The 18171-nt window shown below is 58.4% G+C and carries 22 protein-coding genes; 15 read left to right on the top strand and 7 right to left on the bottom strand.

The window, feature by feature from the left end; translation table 11 throughout:
* Window positions 1-276: 276 nt before the first annotated feature.
* Window positions 277-777, top strand: coding sequence for a transposase (locus L991_RS15680; RefSeq protein ID WP_047396994.1), 501 nt, complete (start codon window positions 277-279; stop codon window positions 775-777).
* 575 nt (window positions 778-1352) lie between these two features.
* On the opposite strand, the gene L991_RS15675 is transcribed toward L991_RS15680, so the two are convergent.
* Entirely contained in the window at window positions 1353-2255 is a 903-nt protein-coding gene (locus L991_RS15675) for a LysR family transcriptional regulator (protein WP_047396993.1), read from the bottom strand.
* A 98-nt stretch (window positions 2256-2353) separates the two neighbouring features.
* Between L991_RS15675 and L991_RS15670 the strand changes: the two genes are divergently transcribed.
* Together L991_RS15670 and L991_RS15665 are read left to right on the top strand one after the other, a co-directional pair.
* Window positions 2354-3169, top strand: a complete 816-nt coding sequence (locus tag L991_RS15670; RefSeq protein ID WP_047396919.1) for a sugar phosphate isomerase/epimerase — start codon at window positions 2354-2356, stop codon at window positions 3167-3169.
* Between the two features lie 4 nt (window positions 3170-3173).
* On the top strand, window positions 3174-3782 hold the full coding sequence (locus L991_RS15665; RefSeq protein WP_047396918.1) for a nitroreductase family protein: 609 nt from the start codon (window positions 3174-3176) through the stop codon (window positions 3780-3782).
* Window positions 3783-3848: 66 nt separating this feature from the next.
* Here the strand turns inward: L991_RS15665 and L991_RS15660 are convergent, their stop codons facing one another.
* The gene (locus L991_RS15660) at window positions 3849-4574 is read right to left on the bottom strand and encodes an MgtC/SapB family protein (protein WP_047396917.1); all 726 of its coding nucleotides are present in this window, start codon (window positions 4572-4574) and stop codon (window positions 3849-3851) included.
* 212 nt (window positions 4575-4786) lie between these two features.
* Here L991_RS15660 and L991_RS15655 point away from each other — a divergent pair, with 212 nt between their 5' ends.
* Entirely contained in the window at window positions 4787-4990 is a 204-nt protein-coding gene (locus tag L991_RS15655; RefSeq protein ID WP_028450614.1) for a DUF2061 domain-containing protein, read from the top strand.
* A gap of 169 nt (window positions 4991-5159) precedes the next feature.
* Entirely contained in the window at window positions 5160-6140 is a 981-nt protein-coding gene (locus L991_RS15650; protein ID WP_047396916.1) for a TDT family transporter, read from the top strand.
* Here the strand turns inward: L991_RS15650 and L991_RS15645 are convergent, their stop codons facing one another.
* Window positions 6141-7040, bottom strand: coding sequence for a LysR substrate-binding domain-containing protein (locus L991_RS15645; RefSeq protein ID WP_034619760.1), 900 nt, complete (start codon window positions 7038-7040; stop codon window positions 6141-6143). It lies immediately after the preceding gene.
* Window positions 7041-7144: 104 nt separating this feature from the next.
* Between L991_RS15645 and L991_RS15640 the strand changes: the two genes are divergently transcribed.
* The 3 genes from L991_RS15640 to L991_RS15630 all read left to right on the top strand — a co-directional run bounded on the left by L991_RS15640 (window position 7145) and on the right by L991_RS15630 (window position 9770).
* Window positions 7145-7738: an FMN-dependent NADH-azoreductase gene (locus L991_RS15640; protein WP_047396915.1), complete on the top strand. Its 594-nt coding sequence runs from the start codon at window positions 7145-7147 to the stop codon at window positions 7736-7738.
* 136 nt (window positions 7739-7874) lie between these two features.
* Window positions 7875-9095, top strand: a complete 1221-nt coding sequence (gene zigA / locus L991_RS15635; protein ID WP_047396914.1) for a zinc metallochaperone GTPase ZigA — start codon at window positions 7875-7877, stop codon at window positions 9093-9095.
* Between the two features lie 57 nt (window positions 9096-9152).
* A complete protein-coding gene (locus L991_RS15630; RefSeq protein ID WP_052190994.1) occupies window positions 9153-9770 on the top strand; it encodes a chemotaxis protein CheD in 618 nt (205 codons plus the stop codon).
* Between the two features lie 132 nt (window positions 9771-9902).
* On the opposite strand, the gene aroG is transcribed toward L991_RS15630, so the two are convergent.
* The 4 genes from aroG to L991_RS15610 form a co-directional block, all read right to left on the bottom strand.
* Complete coding sequence (gene aroG / locus L991_RS15625) at window positions 9903-10973, bottom strand: 3-deoxy-7-phosphoheptulonate synthase AroG (protein ID WP_028450608.1); 1071 nt, start codon at window positions 10971-10973, stop codon at window positions 9903-9905.
* A 281-nt stretch (window positions 10974-11254) separates the two neighbouring features.
* Window positions 11255-11671 (bottom strand): Fur family transcriptional regulator, encoded by a 417-nt coding sequence (locus L991_RS15620; RefSeq protein WP_052190992.1) that lies wholly within the window; start codon window positions 11669-11671, stop codon window positions 11255-11257.
* 9 nt (window positions 11672-11680) lie between these two features.
* Window positions 11681-12097, bottom strand: a complete 417-nt coding sequence (gene dksA, locus L991_RS15615) for an RNA polymerase-binding protein DksA (RefSeq protein ID WP_028450606.1) — start codon at window positions 12095-12097, stop codon at window positions 11681-11683.
* Window positions 12098-12247: 150 nt separating this feature from the next.
* Entirely contained in the window at window positions 12248-12553 is a 306-nt protein-coding gene (locus L991_RS15610) for a c-type cytochrome (RefSeq protein WP_028450605.1), read from the bottom strand.
* 133 nt (window positions 12554-12686) lie between these two features.
* Here L991_RS15610 and L991_RS15605 point away from each other — a divergent pair, with 133 nt between their 5' ends.
* The 7 genes from L991_RS15605 to L991_RS15575 all read left to right on the top strand — a co-directional run bounded on the left by L991_RS15605 (window position 12687) and on the right by L991_RS15575 (window position 18151).
* The gene (locus L991_RS15605) at window positions 12687-13556 is read left to right on the top strand and encodes a TonB family protein (protein ID WP_051259057.1); all 870 of its coding nucleotides are present in this window, start codon (window positions 12687-12689) and stop codon (window positions 13554-13556) included.
* Window positions 13553-14083, top strand: a complete 531-nt coding sequence (gene ruvC, locus L991_RS15600; RefSeq protein WP_028450603.1) for a crossover junction endodeoxyribonuclease RuvC — start codon at window positions 13553-13555, stop codon at window positions 14081-14083. Before L991_RS15605 ends, ruvC begins: the two co-directional genes overlap by 4 nt.
* Before the next feature lie 181 nt (window positions 14084-14264).
* Entirely contained in the window at window positions 14265-14858 is a 594-nt protein-coding gene (gene ruvA / locus L991_RS15595; RefSeq protein WP_047396990.1) for a Holliday junction branch migration protein RuvA, read from the top strand.
* A gap of 62 nt (window positions 14859-14920) precedes the next feature.
* Window positions 14921-15970, top strand: coding sequence for a Holliday junction branch migration DNA helicase RuvB (gene ruvB, locus L991_RS15590; protein ID WP_028450601.1), 1050 nt, complete (start codon window positions 14921-14923; stop codon window positions 15968-15970).
* Between the two features lie 229 nt (window positions 15971-16199).
* Window positions 16200-16853, top strand: coding sequence for a protein TolQ (gene tolQ, locus L991_RS15585; protein WP_028450600.1), 654 nt, complete (start codon window positions 16200-16202; stop codon window positions 16851-16853).
* 12 nt (window positions 16854-16865) lie between these two features.
* The gene (locus L991_RS15580; protein WP_028450599.1) at window positions 16866-17282 is read left to right on the top strand and encodes an ExbD/TolR family protein; all 417 of its coding nucleotides are present in this window, start codon (window positions 16866-16868) and stop codon (window positions 17280-17282) included.
* Complete coding sequence (locus L991_RS15575; RefSeq protein WP_047396913.1) at window positions 17279-18151, top strand: cell envelope integrity protein TolA; 873 nt, start codon at window positions 17279-17281, stop codon at window positions 18149-18151. The genes L991_RS15580 and L991_RS15575 overlap by 4 nt, the downstream gene beginning before the upstream one ends.
* Window positions 18152-18171: the final 20 nt, after the last annotated feature.

Genomic DNA, 18171 nt, shown 5'->3' with positions numbered 1-18171 from the left:
TTCCACGCTAACTGCCATGCCCGGTGCGAGCGAGACCCATTTACCCTCAATATTCATTTTGCTTTGCTTGAGTTTGGCTTGATAAACCAATCCGAGCTTTTCATCGGGAATGGCATCAAGGCTATCTTACTGCTATACCGCGGTACGGCGTAGGGCGCAATCGCCAAAGGCATTGCGCCGCATGTAAAGGCTCCACGACCGTCTGCCATGCCGCCGATAGGCGTATTGCCGCTTCGCGTCGAATACGCCCTACGTTTTGTGTCCCATACTGGCTGGATGAACTATCGACGCGCGTGGTGTCCCGGTGGGACTTATTTCTTTACGGTGAATTTGCTGGAACGCAAAGGCAATCGGCTGCTGGTCGATCGCATTGATCTGCTGCGCGAGGCGGTGCGACGGGTGAAGCGGACGCATCCGTTTACGATTCATGCATGGGTGGTGCTACCCGAGCATTTGCATTGTGTGATTGAGCTGCCTGCTGGGGATGTGGATTTTGCGCTACGTTGGCGCTTAATCCGGCTGATTTTCTCGCGTGGCATTCCCAAAACTGAGCGCCGCTCTGCGGTGCGGCAAAAACGGCATGAACGTGGTATTTGGCAGCGGCGTTATTGGGAGCATTTGATTCGCGATGACGCCGATTTTGCTGCGCATATGGATTACGTACATTTCAACCCCGTTAAACATGGTTGGGTTGAGCGTGTCGCCGATTGGCCGTATTCAACGTTTCATCGTTTGGTTGCGCAAGGCGTTTACCCTGAAGACTGGGCTGGTCTTTAGTGCTCTTTGCGAAAGGCCAAGACGGGATTGGCGGCTGTGCGCCGCGGCACTGACTTTCTTTGCTTCGCCAAAGAAAGTCAGCAAAGAAAGGCTACCCCGCATCTGCGTCGGCTACGCCGATGCCCTCGCTGTGGATAATCGGCAAGGCGGCGGGCTTTAACAAAACAGAGCCCGCCGAAACACCTTGCCGCTTCTTCCTCGCTCGGCGCTCCTGCAGGGGAATTGGTGTAGCCCGACGATGGCGGCATATACCTACTGACGTGTTGCTCTGTAGATTATGTTTGAATTGGTTTTGGTGAATATACCCCTGCGCCAATTAGGACGGATTGCCCGTGGAGACGCGCCGTACGGACGGGGTTTCGCGTCGATCGGGCGCGCGGGGGTTGTTAGGGGTTGGGCAAGACCAACCCTAACTCGTCTGGCGGGCGAAACCGCTGGTTCACCGCCTGCGCCAGCAGGCCAATACTGCGATGGCATCTGCTTCCCGCTCGCCGCTGCTTGTATATACATGCCTATGTATTGCGCTGTAAGCCAAGTTTGAATTGGTCTTGGTGTAGATACCCTTCGCAGGCTTATTAATTTGCTGGCGCTTCCGCCTTGGCATCTGTTTGCTGCAACCAGCTCACCAGCCGTTCGATTTTTACGCTGCCGCGCTGTGAGGTTCGATAGAGCAGATGAATCGGCCATGGCTGCGGCCAATATTCGGGCAGAACGGGGATCAGCTCGCCGCTGGCGAGTACGTCGCTCAGGAGTAGTGCGGGTTGAAAAATCAGCCCTAGCCCAGCCAGTGCTGCGGTGCGCAGGGCCTGGCTGTCGTTGCTGCAAAGCCGAGATTGCACCGGCCAGCGCTGGTGTTCGCGCAGGGTAATTTGCACATCGTGCGGTCGCTCATCCCAGACTTGATGTTGCAGTAATTGGTGGCGGTTCAGCTCGGATGGATGGCTAGGTATACCGTGTTGAGCTAGATAGCTGGGGGTGGCGGCTAGCACCAATTGATAGTCGCCCAGCCGGCGGGCAATGAGCGCCTCGTTGTGCACTGGGCCGATGCGCACAGCCAGATCAAAATCTTCTTCCAGTAAATCTACCGGTCGGTTGTTGAGCTGCAGATCAAGGCTGAGCTGTGGATATTGCGCCATAAACGCCATGAGCCGTGGCGCCAGCCACAGGCTGCCCAGCGTGCGTGGCGCGCTAATGCGCAGGCGGCCGCTGGGCTGGATTTGTTGGGCCGCTAGTAGCTGGTCGGCGTGCTGTACTTGCGCCAGCACCAGCTTGCATTGCTGGTAATAGCTTTGCCCCTGTGTAGTGAGGCGCTGTTTGCGGGTAGTGCGCTCGATCAACACTGCGCCCAGTGCGTGCTCTAGCTGCTGAATATGTTTACCTACCATTACCGCCGAGATGCCTAGCCGCTCAGCTGCCAGGGTGAAATTGCCGGCTTCTACCACGCTCACCAACACCGCCATTGTGCGCAATTTGTCCACAATTGCTAACCAAAAATAAGTAATCAACAAATTATACCGATATTTATTCATGTTTTTGTTTGGAGAATACTGCACACATTCTATCCACGAGTGCTGTTATGTTTACTTTGGCCTGTACCACCCGACCGTGGCAGAGTCTGCCCTTGCCTGCGGCGCTGACGGCGATCGCTGCTGCCGGTTTTACTGAGGTGGGCCTCATGTACCAGGCGAGTGCTGAAGGTTGGCAAGTGCCGGTGCATGGCGGTAGTAGCGAGCGAGAGCGATGGGCAGTGCAGCAGCTGTTAGCGGATGCGGGCTTGCACGTGCCGCTGCTCTTGGCTGAAACACGGCTGGAATTGGGTCTGGCGGCTGCCAGCCTGCGCTATGCCCGGTTGATCGAGCATGCCGCTGCGCTGGGTGTTAGCACGCTGCTGGATTTGGGCTGCGAGCCAGCCCGGCGGCCAGCCTATTTGGCGCTGATGCAGTCGGTGTTGCCGCTGGCCGAAGCGGCTGGGCTGGTGATTGCCATTAAGCCCCACGGGGGTATTAGTAAGACGGCTAATGATCTATTGAGTTTGCGCGACATACTGGGTAGCAATGCGTTTTGCTTTAGTTTTGATCCGGGCAACTGGCTGTATTACGGCGGCGCGGAAGTGCCCTTGCAAGCGTATCTGCAGCAGCTGGCTCCGGCCATCGATCACTTCATCCTGAAAGACTGTCAGTTTGGCCCTCGTGGCCCCGATGTGGCGGTGCAGCCGGGGCAAGGGATAGTGGATTTTCCTGTGCTACTAGCCCAATGGCAGGCGGTTGCTGATGGCGGCCGGCTGTATCTGGAATGCCTAACGCCCGGCGCCCCCGCTGAATTGCACGCCCAAGCACGCGCCGTACAGCACTGGCTACGGCAGTGTTTATCCACCCACACCATCACGGAGTAAAACCATGTTGCCCACCCTGCTGCAAGAGCGTATTTCCTGCAATTATTTTGACCCGGATTTCGTACTGAGCCCCGCCCAGCTACAGACATTGATTGCGCTGGCTACGCAGGCACCCAGTGCCTACAACGCACAAAACTGGCGCTTTATTGCCGTGCAGAGCGCCGCGGCCAAGGCGCGGCTCCTGCCCCTAGCCTACGGCCAGCAGAAAGTGGCTGATGCTGCGGTTACCTTTATTATTTGCGGGCAAATGGGGTTTCATACCGAGCTGGCCAACACGCTGCAACCCGCCGTTGCGGCAGGTATTTTAAGTAGCGAGCTGCAGCAGATGATGGTGCACTATGCCACCGAGGGCTATCAGACACAGCCGCAGTTGCAACGCGATGAAGCCATCCGTTCAGCCTCGTTGGCGGCCATGGCATTGATGCTGGCGGCGCAGCACCACGGCTGGGCTAGCTGCCCGATGATCGGTTTTGATGCGGCCGGGGTAAGTGCTGAATTCGGTCTTGCGGAGCATGAAGTGCCGGTGATGTTGTTGCCGGTTGGTCGTGCTGGCGCGGGCAATTGGCCGCGCAAACCACGTAAGCCGGTGGCTGAGGTGCTACTGGTGGTCTAGGGTATCGCCATGAAGCTGTTTATTTGAAGATGACCTGGTGCAATACCTAATGTAGGTATTGTCTATTTAATCAATCGTACTCAAGCTCCAGAACGCTTGCTTCACCTGCGGATCAAGCCTGAGGGTATCCACCAGCTGATCTAGCTCGCGGCTATCCAGTGAGGTGGGGAGCAGTACGGCTTCGATTTCGATTTCGTCGCCATCAAAGGGGGCGATATCTACATCATGCAGCGGAAACTGGGCGGCGGCGCAGGCGTATTTGATTTGCGCCAGTAGTTCTTTGCGCTGTTGGCGTGGGCCGATGACATGCACGGTGTAGGTGGCTTCCACTTCGGTGTCGAGCGGCTGGCGGTTGATGCGGTTCACCATCGGGCGCAGCAGCGTGTTGGCGGCCAGCACAAAGCCGGTGGCCAGAATGGCTTCGGCGATCAGATCGGCACCGGCGGCGCAGCCTATGGCGGCCGAGCCCCACAGGGTGGCGGCGGTGTTGATGCCGCGTACATTGCCTTCTTCGCGCATGATGGCGCCCGCGCCCAGAAAGCCCACCCCAGAGACCACATAGGCGATCACCTGCAGCGGCCCGGGCGAGCCGCCATACAGCTGGTGAAACCGCATGGCGATATCCACAAAAATAGCGGCGCCCACGCAGACCAGTACATTGGTGCGCAGGCCGGCCGTGCGCTGGCGCACCTGCCGCTCTAGCCCCACCAGGCCACCCAGAATAAATGCGGCGGCAAGGCTGATCAGGCTATCGAGTAGCGATGCCCAATCCAGATTCAAAATGCTGTGCATATCCTCACCTTATCAGTAATAAATGGCAAAACAATGACTTGGCGTGCGTGGCCGTCAGTGTAGCGGGCGTGGGGCGCGGCGGCGCGGCAGTTTTACCGCGCATTGCCAATGGCTATCGTGATCAGAAAAACAATCAATTAGATCTATTGTTTGCGACTCATTATCATTACTTCAACTCAAGACATTGGCCGAGCGGCCGCAAGGAGCGCATCATGCTTAAAACCATTACTTTCGCGATTGTGCATTTCAGTGTGGCTTTCACCGTGGCCTATCTGCTGACCGGCAGCTGGGGCGTGGCGAGCGCGCTGGCCTTAATCGAGCCGATGGTGAATACCGTGGCGTATTTCTTCCACGAAAAAGCCTGGGATGCGTACCGCGCGGCGCAAAGCGTGGGCCGCAGCCTGCGCCTGGGTTAAGGCGATGTGGCGATTTTTCTGAGGGTATAGCCAACTAATCATTATTTGATAGTGCTTAGCTGGCTATACCCTTGGCGGTATTTTGGCTGCTGGCGGATTGTGCATAGTTGCATCGATATATTGTCATAATAGATAGATAATAAATTATCAATCTGTTTTGGAGATGATCATGGCGCTGCAACTTTCGCAACAAGCCGGTGGCTGGTGCCGGCAATTACCTACCCCACTGGCCGGGCTGGCGCTGGGAATCAGTGGCTTGGGCATGTGCCTGGATTTTGTGCTGCAGGCCAATGGGCGGCTAGAGCTGGTGACGATGACGCTGGCCGCACTGCTGCTGCTGGCACTCGCCACGCGCTTTACGCTGGATTTGCCGTCGCTGGGCAATGATTTGCGCCACCCGGTGGTGGGCAGCGTGGTGCCCACGTTTGCGATGGCGCTGATGGTGGTGAGCCATGGCCTAAGCCTGCTGCATGCCGATCTAGGCACGGCGGTGTGGGTGCTGGCGATTGGGCTGCATGGCTGGTTTCTGGCGCAGTTTATCCGCCACCGCCGGCAGGAATTCGCCATGCATCATATGGTGCCAAGCTGGTTTGTGCCGCCGGTGGGCATTGCCGTGGCGGCGGTGAGCTGGTCGGGCACCGTGGGTAGCTGGAGCTATCTGCTGGCCTGGGGCTGTATGGCGTTTGCGCTGGCCTGCTATGCCATCATGCTGCCGTGGATGTTTTACCGGCTGATTTTTCACCCCACGATTCCCGAAGGCGCGCAGCCCACGATTGCCATCTTGGCCGCGCCAGCTAGCCTCACCCTGGCGGCCTATCTGCGCGTTGCCACCGACCCTAGCCCGCTGCTGGTGATGATCTTGCTAGGGGTGGCGGTGACGATGACGCTGATTGTGTATGTGGCCCTGCTGCATCTGTTGCGCCTGCCGTTTACCCCCGGCTTTGCCGCCCTCACCTTCCCGCTGGCGATTGGCGCCACCGCGCTGTTTAAAGTGCAGGCCTTTTTTATCGATTGGGCTCTGCCGGGCGATATTATCTTGCAGGTACAAACGTTGGCGCGGATCGAGCTGGCGATTGCCACCGTGGTGATTAGCTATGTGGCGGTGCGCTATGCCATTTGGCTGGCCAAGCTGCGCGGGGCCGCGCAGTAATTAGCCCAGCGTTTCCACCAGCAGATCGAGCAAGGCCCGCACCGCGGGCGACAACCCCCGCTGGCTGACATACACCGCTTGCAAATAGCTGGGCGGGAAATGCCAGTCGGGTAAAACTTCCACCAAGGTGCCGGCGGCCAGCTCGGCCGCGACGTTTTCCCGCGGCATCATGGTCACGCCCAAGCCATCCAGCGCCGCCTGCCGGCGCAAGCCAAAATGCTCGGTAACTAAGCGGGGCGGCAGGCTAAATTCGCGCACTTCGCCCTGGGCATTCATCAGCCGCCAGTGAATGCGCTGATCCGCACCCACCACGCCCAGAGCCGGCGCCATCGCCAGCGCGCCGGGGGTGAGTATGCCGCCCAGCTGCTGTACCAGCGCGGGGCTAGCTACCAGCACCGCATAGGCCGGGCGCAGGCGCCGGGTGGCCCATTGCGGGTCTTCATCATCGGTAGTGCGCACCCGCAGCGCCACATCGATGCCTTCTTCCAGAAGATCGACTCGCCGCGCAGTGGCCACGGTTTCGAGTACCACTTTGGGGTGTTGCAGAATAAAGCGCTGCAGCATTTCGGTGAGGCGATTGAGTAATTCAGCCGGCGCCGATAGCCGCACTCGCCCAGCCGGCTCGGCAAGCAAGCTGGCGGCCACCCGCTCGGCGGCTTCGCCCTCGCGCAAGATGGTTTGGCAATGGCTGAGAAACTGTTGCCCCACATCGGTGAGCGTGAGTTTGCGTGTACTGCGCTGTAACAGCCGCACCCCAAGCCGGCTTTCCAGTGCGGCAATGCGCCGCGATAACCGCGACTTGGGGATGCCAATGTGGCGCGCGGCAGCGGAAAAGCCGCCGCAATCCACCACGCGGGCGAAATACACATAATCATTAAAATCGGCACAGATTGGTTGCATGGATAGAACAATCCTTCCCAAATTCACTAACTAGTGCCAATTTTGCATCGAATATATTCTGTGTCCATCAAAACTTAAATGCGCTCCGCGCAAAGGACACCACCATGAATATCCTGCATCTTGATTCCAGCATCCTGGCCGACCATTCCGTTTCGCGCCAACTGACCCGCGAAGTTGTAGAAAGCATTCGTCTGGCGGAAAGCAGCGTGCATGTGGTTTACCGTGATTTGGCTCAGCATGCGCTGCAACTGGATGGCGCGCTGCTGGCGGCCAAAGGTACGCCGGCCGAAAACCGTAGCGCCGAGCAAGCGGCGCAAGTGCGTGAAGCCGAAGCGGTGATGGCCGAGTTTCTGGCGGCCGATACCTTGGTGATTGGCGCACCGATGTACAACTTCTCGATCCCCAGCCAGCTCAAAGCCTGGATCGATATGATCAGCGTGGCCGGCGTAACCTTTAAATACGGCGCCAATGGCCCGGAAGGCCTGGCCGGTGGCAAACGCGCCGTGATCGTGGCCACCGCCGGTGGTCAGCATGCCGGCACCCCTACCGGGATTGCCCATGTGGATTATCTGCGCGTGCTGCTGGGCTTTTTGGGCATCACCGATATTCGCGTCATCACCGCCGAAGGCCTGGCGATGGGCCCGGATGTGCGTGACCCCGCGCTGGCACAAGCCCGCCAGCAAATCGGCACCCTGTAATCGAATATTGTCGAAAATCCTCCCTGTTTTGGCCGGTAGCCCACCGGCCATTTTTTTGGGTCTATATGCAACATAGTTGCGCAACTAAGTTGCGTTTAATTATGATGGCCGTTTTCAGTGCAACAGGAAAACCGCCATGTCGAACAAACTTCCGGTCACCGTTTTATCCGGCTTTCTGGGCGCCGGGAAAACCACTTTGCTCAATCACGTGCTGCGCAACCGCGAAGGCTTGCGGGTGGCGGTGATTGTGAATGATCTATCCAATGTGAATATCGATGGCGAGTTGATCCATCAGGGCGGCTTTCGTCGCGGCGAAGAGCGGCTGGTGGAAATGAGCAATGGCTGCATTTGCTGCACGTTGCGCGAAGATTTACTGCAAGAAGTGGCCCAGCTGGCGCGCGATGGCCGCTTTGATTATCTGCTGATCGAATCCACCGGCATTGCCGAGCCGCTACCGATTGCCGAAACCTTCACCTTCCGCGACGAACAAGGCCAATCGCTGGCCGATCTGGCCCAGCTCGATACCATGGTCACCGTGGTGGATGCGTTTAATTTCCTGCGTGATTACGCCAGTAGCGAGCTGTTGGCCGAACGCGGCGGCAGCGCCGGCGAAGATGACGACCGTACGCTGGTTGATCTGCTGATCGAGCAGGTTGAGTTTTGCGATGTGCTGGTGATCAGCAAGCCGGATTTGGTCAGCGCCGAGCAGCTGGGGCAGCTGCAGGGCATTCTGGCGGCGCTCAACCCGCGCGCGGTGCAGCTTGTGGCCGAGCAAGGGCAAGTGCCGTTACCGGCGATTTTGGGCACCGGGCGCTTTGATTTTGCCGAAGCCGAAAACGCCCCCGGCTGGCTGGCCGAGCTGCGCGGCGAACATCTGCCAGAAACCGAGGAATACGGCATCAGTAGTTTTGTCTGGAACGCCCGTGCCCCACTGCACCCGCAGCGCTTCTGGGCCTTGATCAATCGCGAATGGCCGGGCGTGATTCGCTCGAAGGGTTTTTTCTGGCTCGCCAGCCGGCCTGAATTTGCCGGGAGCTGGTCGCAGGCGGGCGGTGCTTGCCGGCATGGCGCCGGCGGCTACTGGTGGGCGGCCACGCCAGAAGAATACTGGCCCAGCGATGAAGAGAGCCAGGCCGAAATCCGCGCCAACTGGGACCCGCTGTATGGCGATCGCCGCCAGCAGCTGGTGCTGATTGGCTGTGGTATGGATGAAGCCGCGCTGCGTGAGCAGCTGGATGCTTGCCTGCTCACTCCGGCGGAGCTGAGCAGCGGAAGCTGGCGCGCCCTGCCCGACCCTTTCCCGCGCTGGGGCGAGGTGAGCGACGCAACCGTCGAGACAGCGCTGGCGCTCGCCTAAGGCAGGGCCGGGTGGGCTGGCCTATAGTAAAGCGGTTCTCCCACCCGTGTGCCGCCAATGAAATGGGTTCATTACGATACGCCCGGTGAAACGGTCGACCAGCGCGCTTGCGATCTGCGCCAGCTGGAAATCCGGGCGCATAATCTGCTGGCCGGCGAAGTGGCCGTGCACCGGCATCACCCGATCAAGACCACACTCGGCTCGTGCGTAGCCGTCTGTTTGCACGACCCCGAGCTGCATCTGATCGGGATGAATCATTTTCTGGTGCCCCTGAAACATTCCCAAGATGATGAAGCAGGCTATCTGTCGGGGCTAACCTCGATGGAAGTGCTGCTCAATGCCATGCTCAAAGCTGGCGCCATGCGCACACGGCTGCAGGCCAAGGCCTTTGGCGGTGGCGATTTGCTCAATCTCTCACTGCAATTCAGTATGGGGCGCAAAAACATGCTGTTTGCCGAGCGCTGGCTGGCGGCGGAAGAGATTCCGCTGGTGGCGTGTGACTGGGGCGGCGCATGGGCGCGCAAGGTGATTTTGGAGCCACGGCATGGCGATGTGTATTGCCAGCGGCTGGCCGTGGGCCAGCGCGACAATATGCAGGCGCTGGCGGCGCGCGAAAAAGCGCTGGCCGAGCGTTTGTTGGCGGCCGAAACGCAGCCACGGATCGATTACTTCTAGCGCGGATTGGCTTTTTCTTCGCAGTGAGATGGCGCAGCTAGTGCCGCAAAAAATAAAAGGGTATTGCCCTGTGTGCCTTGCAAATGAATGCTTGGCGGGCAATACCCTTGGTGAACGAATGGCGCGGTGCGCTTACACGTTTACTTTTTTCAGTGCGCGACGGGTGGCTACGGCATTGGCCAGATCGGCCAGCAGTTTTTCCGTGTCGGCCCAGCCGATGCAGGCATCGGTAATGGATTGGCCGTAGCACAGCTCTTTGCCGCTGTTGTCGTCCTGGCGGCCTTCCACCAGATGGCTTTCCACCATCACACCAAAGATCGCCTCGTTGCCGCCGCTGACTTGCGCGCAAACGTCGTTACACACTTCCATCTGGCGGCGATAGTCTTTGCGGCTATTGGCGTGGCTGAAATCGACCATGATTTTCTGTGCCAGACCGGCGGCAGCCAGATCGGCCGTGGCTGCGCGCACGTGGTTTTCGTCGTAGTTCGGCTCTTTACCGCCGCGCAGAATCACGTGGCAATCCGGGTTGCCGCCGGTGGCCACAATCGCAGAATGACCGTATTTGGTCACCGAGAGGAAATGGTGTGGTTGGCTGGCTGATTTGATCGCGTCGAAGGCGATTTTCAGATTGCCATCGGTACCGTTTTTAAAGCCCACTGGGCAAGACAGGCCAGACGCCAGCTCGCGGTGTACTTGTGATTCGGTGGTGCGTGCGCCAATCGCGCCCCAGCTCATCAGATCGGCCACGTATTGCGGCGTGATCATATCGAGGAATTCGCCGGCGGTTGGCAGGCCGGTGTTGTTCAGATCCACCAGCAATTTACGCGCAATGCGCAGGCCTTCGTTGATATTGAAGCTGCCATTGAGGAACGGATCGTTGATCAGGCCTTTCCAGCCCACTGTGGTACGCGGTTTTTCGAAATACACGCGCATTACGACTTCCAGCTGGTCTTTGTAGACTTCGCGCAGTTTCAGCAGGCGCTCGCCGTATTCCAGCGCGGATTTGGTGTCGTGAATCGAACAGGGGCCGATGATGACCAGCAGGCGGTCGTCTTCGTCGTTCAGGATGCGGTGAATCGCCTGCCGGGTTTCAAACACGGCGGTCGACGCGGTTTCGTTAACAGGATATTTCTCAATCACCGCCACCGGAGGCAGTAATTCTTTAATTTCGCGGATGCGTACGTCGTCGGTTTGGTAATGCATGGTCGTCCCTGCGGCAAAATTGCAATCGAAGTATTGTCTTAGAGTGCTGCTCGCCCTTGGTCTATAGCAAGATACCCTGGTACGGTATATTGGGGCGCGATCTCAACATCACGGTGGTGTGTCGGTGACTGCCGCGGTGGTCATCGCGGCGCGTCTGTGGCTGAGTAGATCAACAGTCAGCAGTCAGATGCAATCGGTGATTGCCTGTATCTCTTAAAGGGAACAGATTAGCGTCTTACGCGCCGGGCGGCAAGCCAAACGGCGGCGCAGGCTGCCGCAGCCTAGCCGGTTTGGCAGTTGGCACACAGGCCTTTGACGGTGATTTCCACCGAGTCGGCCACGAAATGCTTGGGCAGGGCCATCGGCAAATCGGTGCGAATGTCTTCCAGGCAGTAGAATTTACCGCACTGCTGACAGTGAAAATGCGCGTGATGGTGCGGGGCTTTGGCGGCTGAAAAGCGCCAGACCCGGTCATCGCCCGCTAGCTTGTGGGCGAGGTTTTCAGCGGTGAGCCAGTCGAGCACCCGATAAACGGTGACTCGATCGAGGCTCGGCTCCAGTAGCTCTTGCACATCCTGGTGCGACAGCGGGCGCTGTGCGCCGAGCAAGGTCGCTAAAATATGAACCCGCGCCGGGGTTTGCCGGGCGCGGGTTTTGCTAAGCAGCTCGCGGGCTTGCGCCAGCGTGGCGTCGTTCATGCGCCAGCCTTAGTCAGCGTATTGCTTTTTCTGCCGCTCGCGACGCTCTTGCGCTTCCAGCGACAATGAAGCCGTTGGGCGGGCCAGCAAACGCAGCAAACCGATTGGCTCGCCGGTGTCTTCACAGTAGCCGTAGTTGTCTTCGTCGATCTTGCGCAGCGTCGAATCGATTTTCAGCAGCAGCTTGCGTTCGCGATCGCGCGTGCGCAATTCCAGTGCGTATTCTTCTTCCAGCGTGGCGCGATCAGCCGGATCAGGCGTCGCTTCCTGCTCTTGCAGGTGGTTGGTCGTTTGCGATGCATTGGCAACCAGCTCGGCTTTCATCTGCAACAGACGCTCGCGGAAGAACTCGAGATGAGCCGCATTCATGTAGTCATCTTCGGGACCATTCCAGTTCCGGATGTCTTGTTCCGTGAGTTTTGCCATGATTTTTCTCGCTTTTCTTTGAATTGTCCGCTTACAAACTAAGCAAACCCAATAGGAGGGGCAGCTTAATCTAACTGGGGTTGGGATGGCAATACGGCCTGAATGACAATCCCGTTAAATCTACACCCTGCCGATTTCGCTATATGGGGGCTACTGTGCCAAAACCCAACGGATAATCGTGCGTAAATCTTTATCTTCGATTTGCTGGGCCGGCATCGGGATCTGCCCCCACTTGCCACCCGGCAGGCCTTTGCGTACTTCGGCCATCAGCATGGCTTCGGCGTCTTTCTGCCCTTTATACCGTTTGGCGACATCTTTATAGGCTGGGCCCACAATTTTCTTATCCACGGCATGACAGCCCAGACAGTTATATTTAGCGGCTACTTTTGCGCCATCCTCGGCGGCGTGGCTTAGCCCACAGGCTAACAGCAGCATCAGCATCAAAGTGTTGCGCATAATCATCAATCCGTGTCGTTTTCCTTCCTTTCATTCTACTCCGCTTTAGCCAAGTTGCGCCCGCCACAGTGGCGGTGGGGATGGCTGTGCTACACTCGCGCGATTGTGCAAAATCGGATGCGGGAAGAGCTAAATGGATCGGGGGCAACGTTTTATGGTCACCGCGATGTTGATATCGCTGGTGCTGCACGCCTTTCCTATTTTCGGCATCAAATTTGTGCTGCCCTCGCCACGCCAATTGCTGTCGCAAAATCCGCTGGAAGTGGTGCTGGTGAATCAAAAAACCACCACCAAGCCCAGCAATGCCGAAGTAGAGGCCCAGGTTGATCTGGATGGCGGCGGCAATACCGATGCGGCCAATCATCGGGTGAAATCGGCGCTGCCGGCCAAAACCAAGCCCAGCGACCCTGAGCTGGAGCAAGTGGAAGCCAAGCTCAAGCAGCTGGAAGAACAAAATGTGCGGCTGATGTCGCAACTTAAACCGGCGCCCGCCGCCCCCAGCCAGCAAAAAAACAGCGAAGCCGCGCCGGAAGCGCCGCTGGATCTGGAAACCCTGAAAGAACAAACCCGCCGCCAGCAGGAAATCGCTGCGCTGGCCGCGCAGATCGCCAAGCAAAATCACGATTATCAAAGCAAACCACGCAAAGCCTTTGTTGGCGCCCGCGCCAAGCAAACCAGCGTGGCCATGTATATGGATGGCTGGCGGCAAAAAATCGAAAAAATCGGCACCATGGCCTATCCGGTGGACGCCAGTGGGCGCAAAATTTACGGTCAGCTGCGCGTGACGGTTGAGATCGGCGCGGATGGGCAAATGCTTAGCTCGCAGATTGATAAGTCCTCAGGCAATGCCGAGCTGGATGCCGCTGCACTGCGTATTCTCAAAATGGCGGCGCCTTTCTCGCGCCTGCCACCCGATATGCTCGACGCCAGCGGCAAGCCGGCGACGGTGCTGGTCATTACCCGCACCTGGACTTTCGAGCGGCAAACCCTCACTAGCGAATGAGTCGCGCCCGCATCCTCGGCATCGACCCCGGCTCACGCACCACCGGCTTTGGGGTGATTGATGTGGTGGGCCAAGAGCGTATTTATGTTGCCTCGGGGTGCATCAAAACCCAGGGCGGCGCGCTGGCCGACCGCATCCGCATTATTCTGGATGGCATCGAGAAAATCGTGGCCACCTATCAGCCCAGCGAATCGGCCATCGAGCAAGTGTTCGTCAATGTAAACCCGGCCGCCACGCTGATGCTGGGGCAAGCGCGGGGCGCCTGTGTGGCAGCGCTGGTGCTGGCGGGCTTGCCGGTGGCGGAATACACCGCCCTGCAGGTCAAGCAGGCGGTGGTCGGCAATGGCCATGCTGATAAAGAGCAAGTGGGCTTGATGGTGCAACGCCATCTGCGCCTATCCGGCGTGCCGCAAGCGGATGCGGCCGATGCGCTCGGGGTGGCACTTACCCATGCCCAGCATCAAGGGGGGGCGGCCAAGCAGCTGGCGGCTTATCGGATGTCGATGAAGCGTGGGCGCATGGCCTAGGGTATTGCCCTGTAGGCATTATTCCAAATTGGTTTTGGCGCTATACCCCGGTTTGAATTTAGCCGGCAACACTGCTGGCCACGCATGAATGCCGCAGCGCGCGCCGCACCGGTTTGGTTTTTGCCTTGTGGCCGGTATACTGTACGTTCGTTCACCTTGGCGCTTGGCGCAGAGTCTCATCATGATTGGTCGCCTGACGGGCAAACTGCTGGAAAAACAGCCGCCGCAAATCCTGCTGGATGTCGGTGGCGTGGGTTATGAAGTGGATGTGCCGATGAGCACGTTTTATGTGCTGCCGCATCTGGGCGAAGCGACAACCCTATTTACCCATCTGGTAGTACGCGAAGACGCGCAGCTGCTGTACGGCTTCGCGACCCGCGAAGAGCGCAATGCCTTTCGCTCACTGATTAAAGTCACCGGCATTGGCGCCAAGATCGCGCTGGCGGTGCTGTCGGGCATGACGGCCGATGAACTGGCGCTGGCGGTGGCCTCGGAAGACATCAAGCGCCTGTCGGCTGTGCCGGGCATCGGCAAGAAAACAGCCGAGCGGCTGGTGCTGGAATTGCGCGGCAAGCTGACCACCGGCGGGCTGGTGAGTATTCCGGGCGAGTTGCCATTGGCCACCACGCCGGATGATCGCAGTGATATTCTGAATGCGCTGCTGGCGCTGGGGTATAACGAGCGCGAAGCCAATCTGGCGATGAAAACCCTGCCGGCCGATGCGTCGGTGAGTGATGGTATTCGCCTGGCGCTGAAATCGCTGGCTAAAGCCTAGGGTATTGCTCTGTAACTTATAACTGATCTGGCTGGTATGCGTATACCGGCATGGGTATCACGATGATCGAAACCGATTCGCTGTTTTCTGCCCCGCCCGAGCGGCTGGTGACCACACAGAAAATCTCCAGCAATGAAGAGCAGCTGGAGCGCGCGCTGCGCCCCAAGCAGCTGGATGAATATGTGGGCCAAATGAAGGCGCGTGGCCAGCTGGAGATTTTTATCGAGGCGGCCAAAAAACGCGGCGAGGCGCTCGATCATGTGCTGCTGTTTGGCCCGCCGGGCCTAGGCAAAACCACATTGGCGCACATTATCGCCCGCGAGCTGGGGGTGAATCTGCGGCAAACCTCTGGTCCTGTTTTGGAGCGCGCTGGTGATCTGGCGGCCTTGCTCACCAATCTAGAGCCGCATGATGTGCTATTTATCGACGAAATTCACCGCCTTTCGCCGGTAGTGGAGGAGATCCTCTACCCGGCGCTGGAAGACTTTCAGATCGACATCATGATCGGCGAAGGCCCGGCCGCGCGTTCGGTGAAGCTGGATTTGCCTCCGTTTACCTTGGTCGGCGCGACGACTAGGGCAGGTATGTTGACCAATCCGCTGCGCGATCGTTTTGGTATTGTGGCGCGGCTGGAGTTTTATACCCCGGAAGAGCTCACCCGCATCGTTAGCCGTTCGGCCAGCTTGCTGAATGTGGAAATGGCCGACGACGGCGCATTTGAAATCGCCCGCCGTTCTCGCGGCACACCGCGGATCGCCAACCGGCTGCTGCGGCGCGTACGCGATTTTGCCGAGGTGAAGCACGATGGTCTGGTGACCCGCGAGGTGGCCGATGCCGCCTTGCAAATGCTGGATGTGGATGCGGGCGGGCTGGATGTGATGGACCGCAAATTGCTGCTAGCGATTTTGGAAAAATTCGGTGGCGGCCCGGTGGGGCTGGATAATGTCGGCGCGGCGATTGGTGAATCCACCGATACCATCGAAGAGGTGGTGGAGCCTTATCTGATTCAGCAGGGTTTATTGCAGCGCACCCCGCGCGGGCGGATGGCCACGCTAGGGGCTTATCAGCATTTCGGGCTAAATCCGCCCAAATCTGCTGGAGACAGCGAGTAAATAACGGTAATTTCACACAACAATGCCCCAGACGGGGCATTTTTTATGCACAATAACTAGCCATGGCACTGCCGCAGCATGCGCTGGCTAACAGCCCCGCGTGTGGCCCTGCGCTACACTGCCCACGCTGTCGGCTGAACTTTTCGCCGGCCGCAGTTTCTATTTTGACAGCCGATTTGTTTAATTTTCAGGATTTTGGAGTGACCCCGTGAGCACTGGCGTTGAAGATATGTCGATTATCAACCTGGTTATCCAGGCGAGTTTTGTCGTGCAGCTGGTGATGGTGATCCTGCTGGCGCTGTCCTTCATGTCCTGGTGGCATATTTTCAGCAAGCATTTCACGCTGGCCAATGCCAAAAAAAGCACCGAAGAATTTGAAGACCGCTTCTGGAGTGGCTCGGATCTTTCCGCGCTGTACGAGCAGGTTAAACGCTCGCGCAGCATCGGTATGGAAAAAATCTTTGAAGCCGGCTTTGGCGAATTTCTCAAGCTGCGCCAGCGCGGCAATATGGAATTATCGGATGTGATGGAAGGTACGCGCCGGGCGATGCGGGCTTCGTGTCAGCGCGAGCTGGATTTCCTGGATAAACACAATGCCTTCCTGGCCTCGGTCGGCTCGGTGAGCCCGTATATCGGGCTGTTTGGTACCGTGTGGGGGATTATGTACGCGTTCAAAGGCTTGGGTAATGTCGGCCAAGCCACGCTGGCGACCGTGGCGCCACACATTGCCGAGGCGCTGGTGGCGACGGCGATTGGTCTGTTTGCCGCGATTCCGGCTGTGGTGGCGTACAACCGCTTTGCCTACGATGTGGATCGCCTCGCCAATCGTTTTGATACCTTCATCGAAGAGTTTTCTAACGTACTGCAGCGCCAAGTGCGCTAAGGCGGTGGTGGCATGCGTAATCGTCGACCCCGTCGCGCCAAAAGCGAAATCAATGTGGTGCCCTACATCGATGTGATGTTGGTGCTGCTGGTGATTTTTATGGTGGCGGCACCCATGATGCAGCCCTCGGTGATCAATTTGCCCAGCGTGGGTAAAGCCAATACCGAAGTGAATGCCAAGCCGCTAACGGTAGAAATCTCGGCCGAGGGCGCGCTGGGGCTGGTGGATGCCCCCGGGAGCAAGGCCGAGCCGCAAGCGAATGTCAGCGCGCTGGTGGCCAGCATCAAAACCCGCTTGGCTGGTCAAGAGCGGCCGGTGATTATTTCGGCGGATAAAAACGTGAAATACGAAGTCGTGGTGCAAACCATGGATCAATTGCAGCGCGAGAATATCGCTCGCGTGGGTTTGATGGTGCAGCCGAAACAATGAGTCCAGTGCATAACCCTGCCCATGCCGAGCAACGCGGCCTAGCCTTTGTGCTGGCGGTGTTGATGCACGTGTTGCTGGCTGGTGTCTTGCTGCTGTCGGTGCAGTGGAAAACCAAACCGGCGCAGCCGGTGCAGGTTGAGCTTTGGGGCGGCCCGCCGCCGGCGGCACCGGCAGAGCCGCCGGTCGAGCCGGTGAACGCCAAACCAGTGAAACAGCCGCCGCCCGAGCCGGAAGTGGTGCCGGAAAAAGTTGATATTCAGACGGCACAGGTGAAAACCACGCCCAAACCAACGGCCAAGCCGACCGCTACCCCGCTGCTGACGCCCAAACCGACGCCAACGCCGAAAGCCACCGTAGCGCCAAAAGCAACGGCAGTGCCGGCCAAGGCCACACCGCAGCCGAAAGCCAAGCCGACTGCTGCGCCAAAGAAATCCAGCGAGCTGCAAGATGCGCTGTCGTTCGACAACGTAGTGGCTAGCAACAAGAGCGACAGCAAGCCGGTTGCCGGTGGTAAAGCTGGCGGTACGGGCACTAACGCAAATGCCACTGGCAATAGTGGGCCGGGCAAAGGCAGCGGCAATAACCTGTCAGGGATCGAATCCTACAAAGGCCGGCTGATCCAGCAGATTAAATCGCGCACGGTGTATAGCAAGGGGGGTAACCCCACGGCGGAATTCCGCGTGATTGTGCTGCCGGATGGCTCGATTCTGGAAGATCAGCTGCAGCAGCTGAGTGCGACTGGCGACCCTGCCTATGCCGAAGCTACCAAGCGGGCGATTCTGAGCATGGGCCGCTTCCCGCCATTGCCAGATGGGCAGACTTTCAGTGGCCCGCTGCGCACTTGGACGATTAAATTCCGCCTGGATTAAGCGGGCAAAACGCTGCAACA

The organism is Chitinibacter sp. ZOR0017, assembly GCF_000799095.1.
Classification (GTDB): Bacteria; Pseudomonadota; Gammaproteobacteria; order Burkholderiales; family Chitinibacteraceae; genus Chitinibacter; species Chitinibacter tainanensis.
The sequence above is the reverse complement of the archived record's forward strand: the minus strand, read 5'-3'. Positions and strand labels throughout refer to the sequence as shown.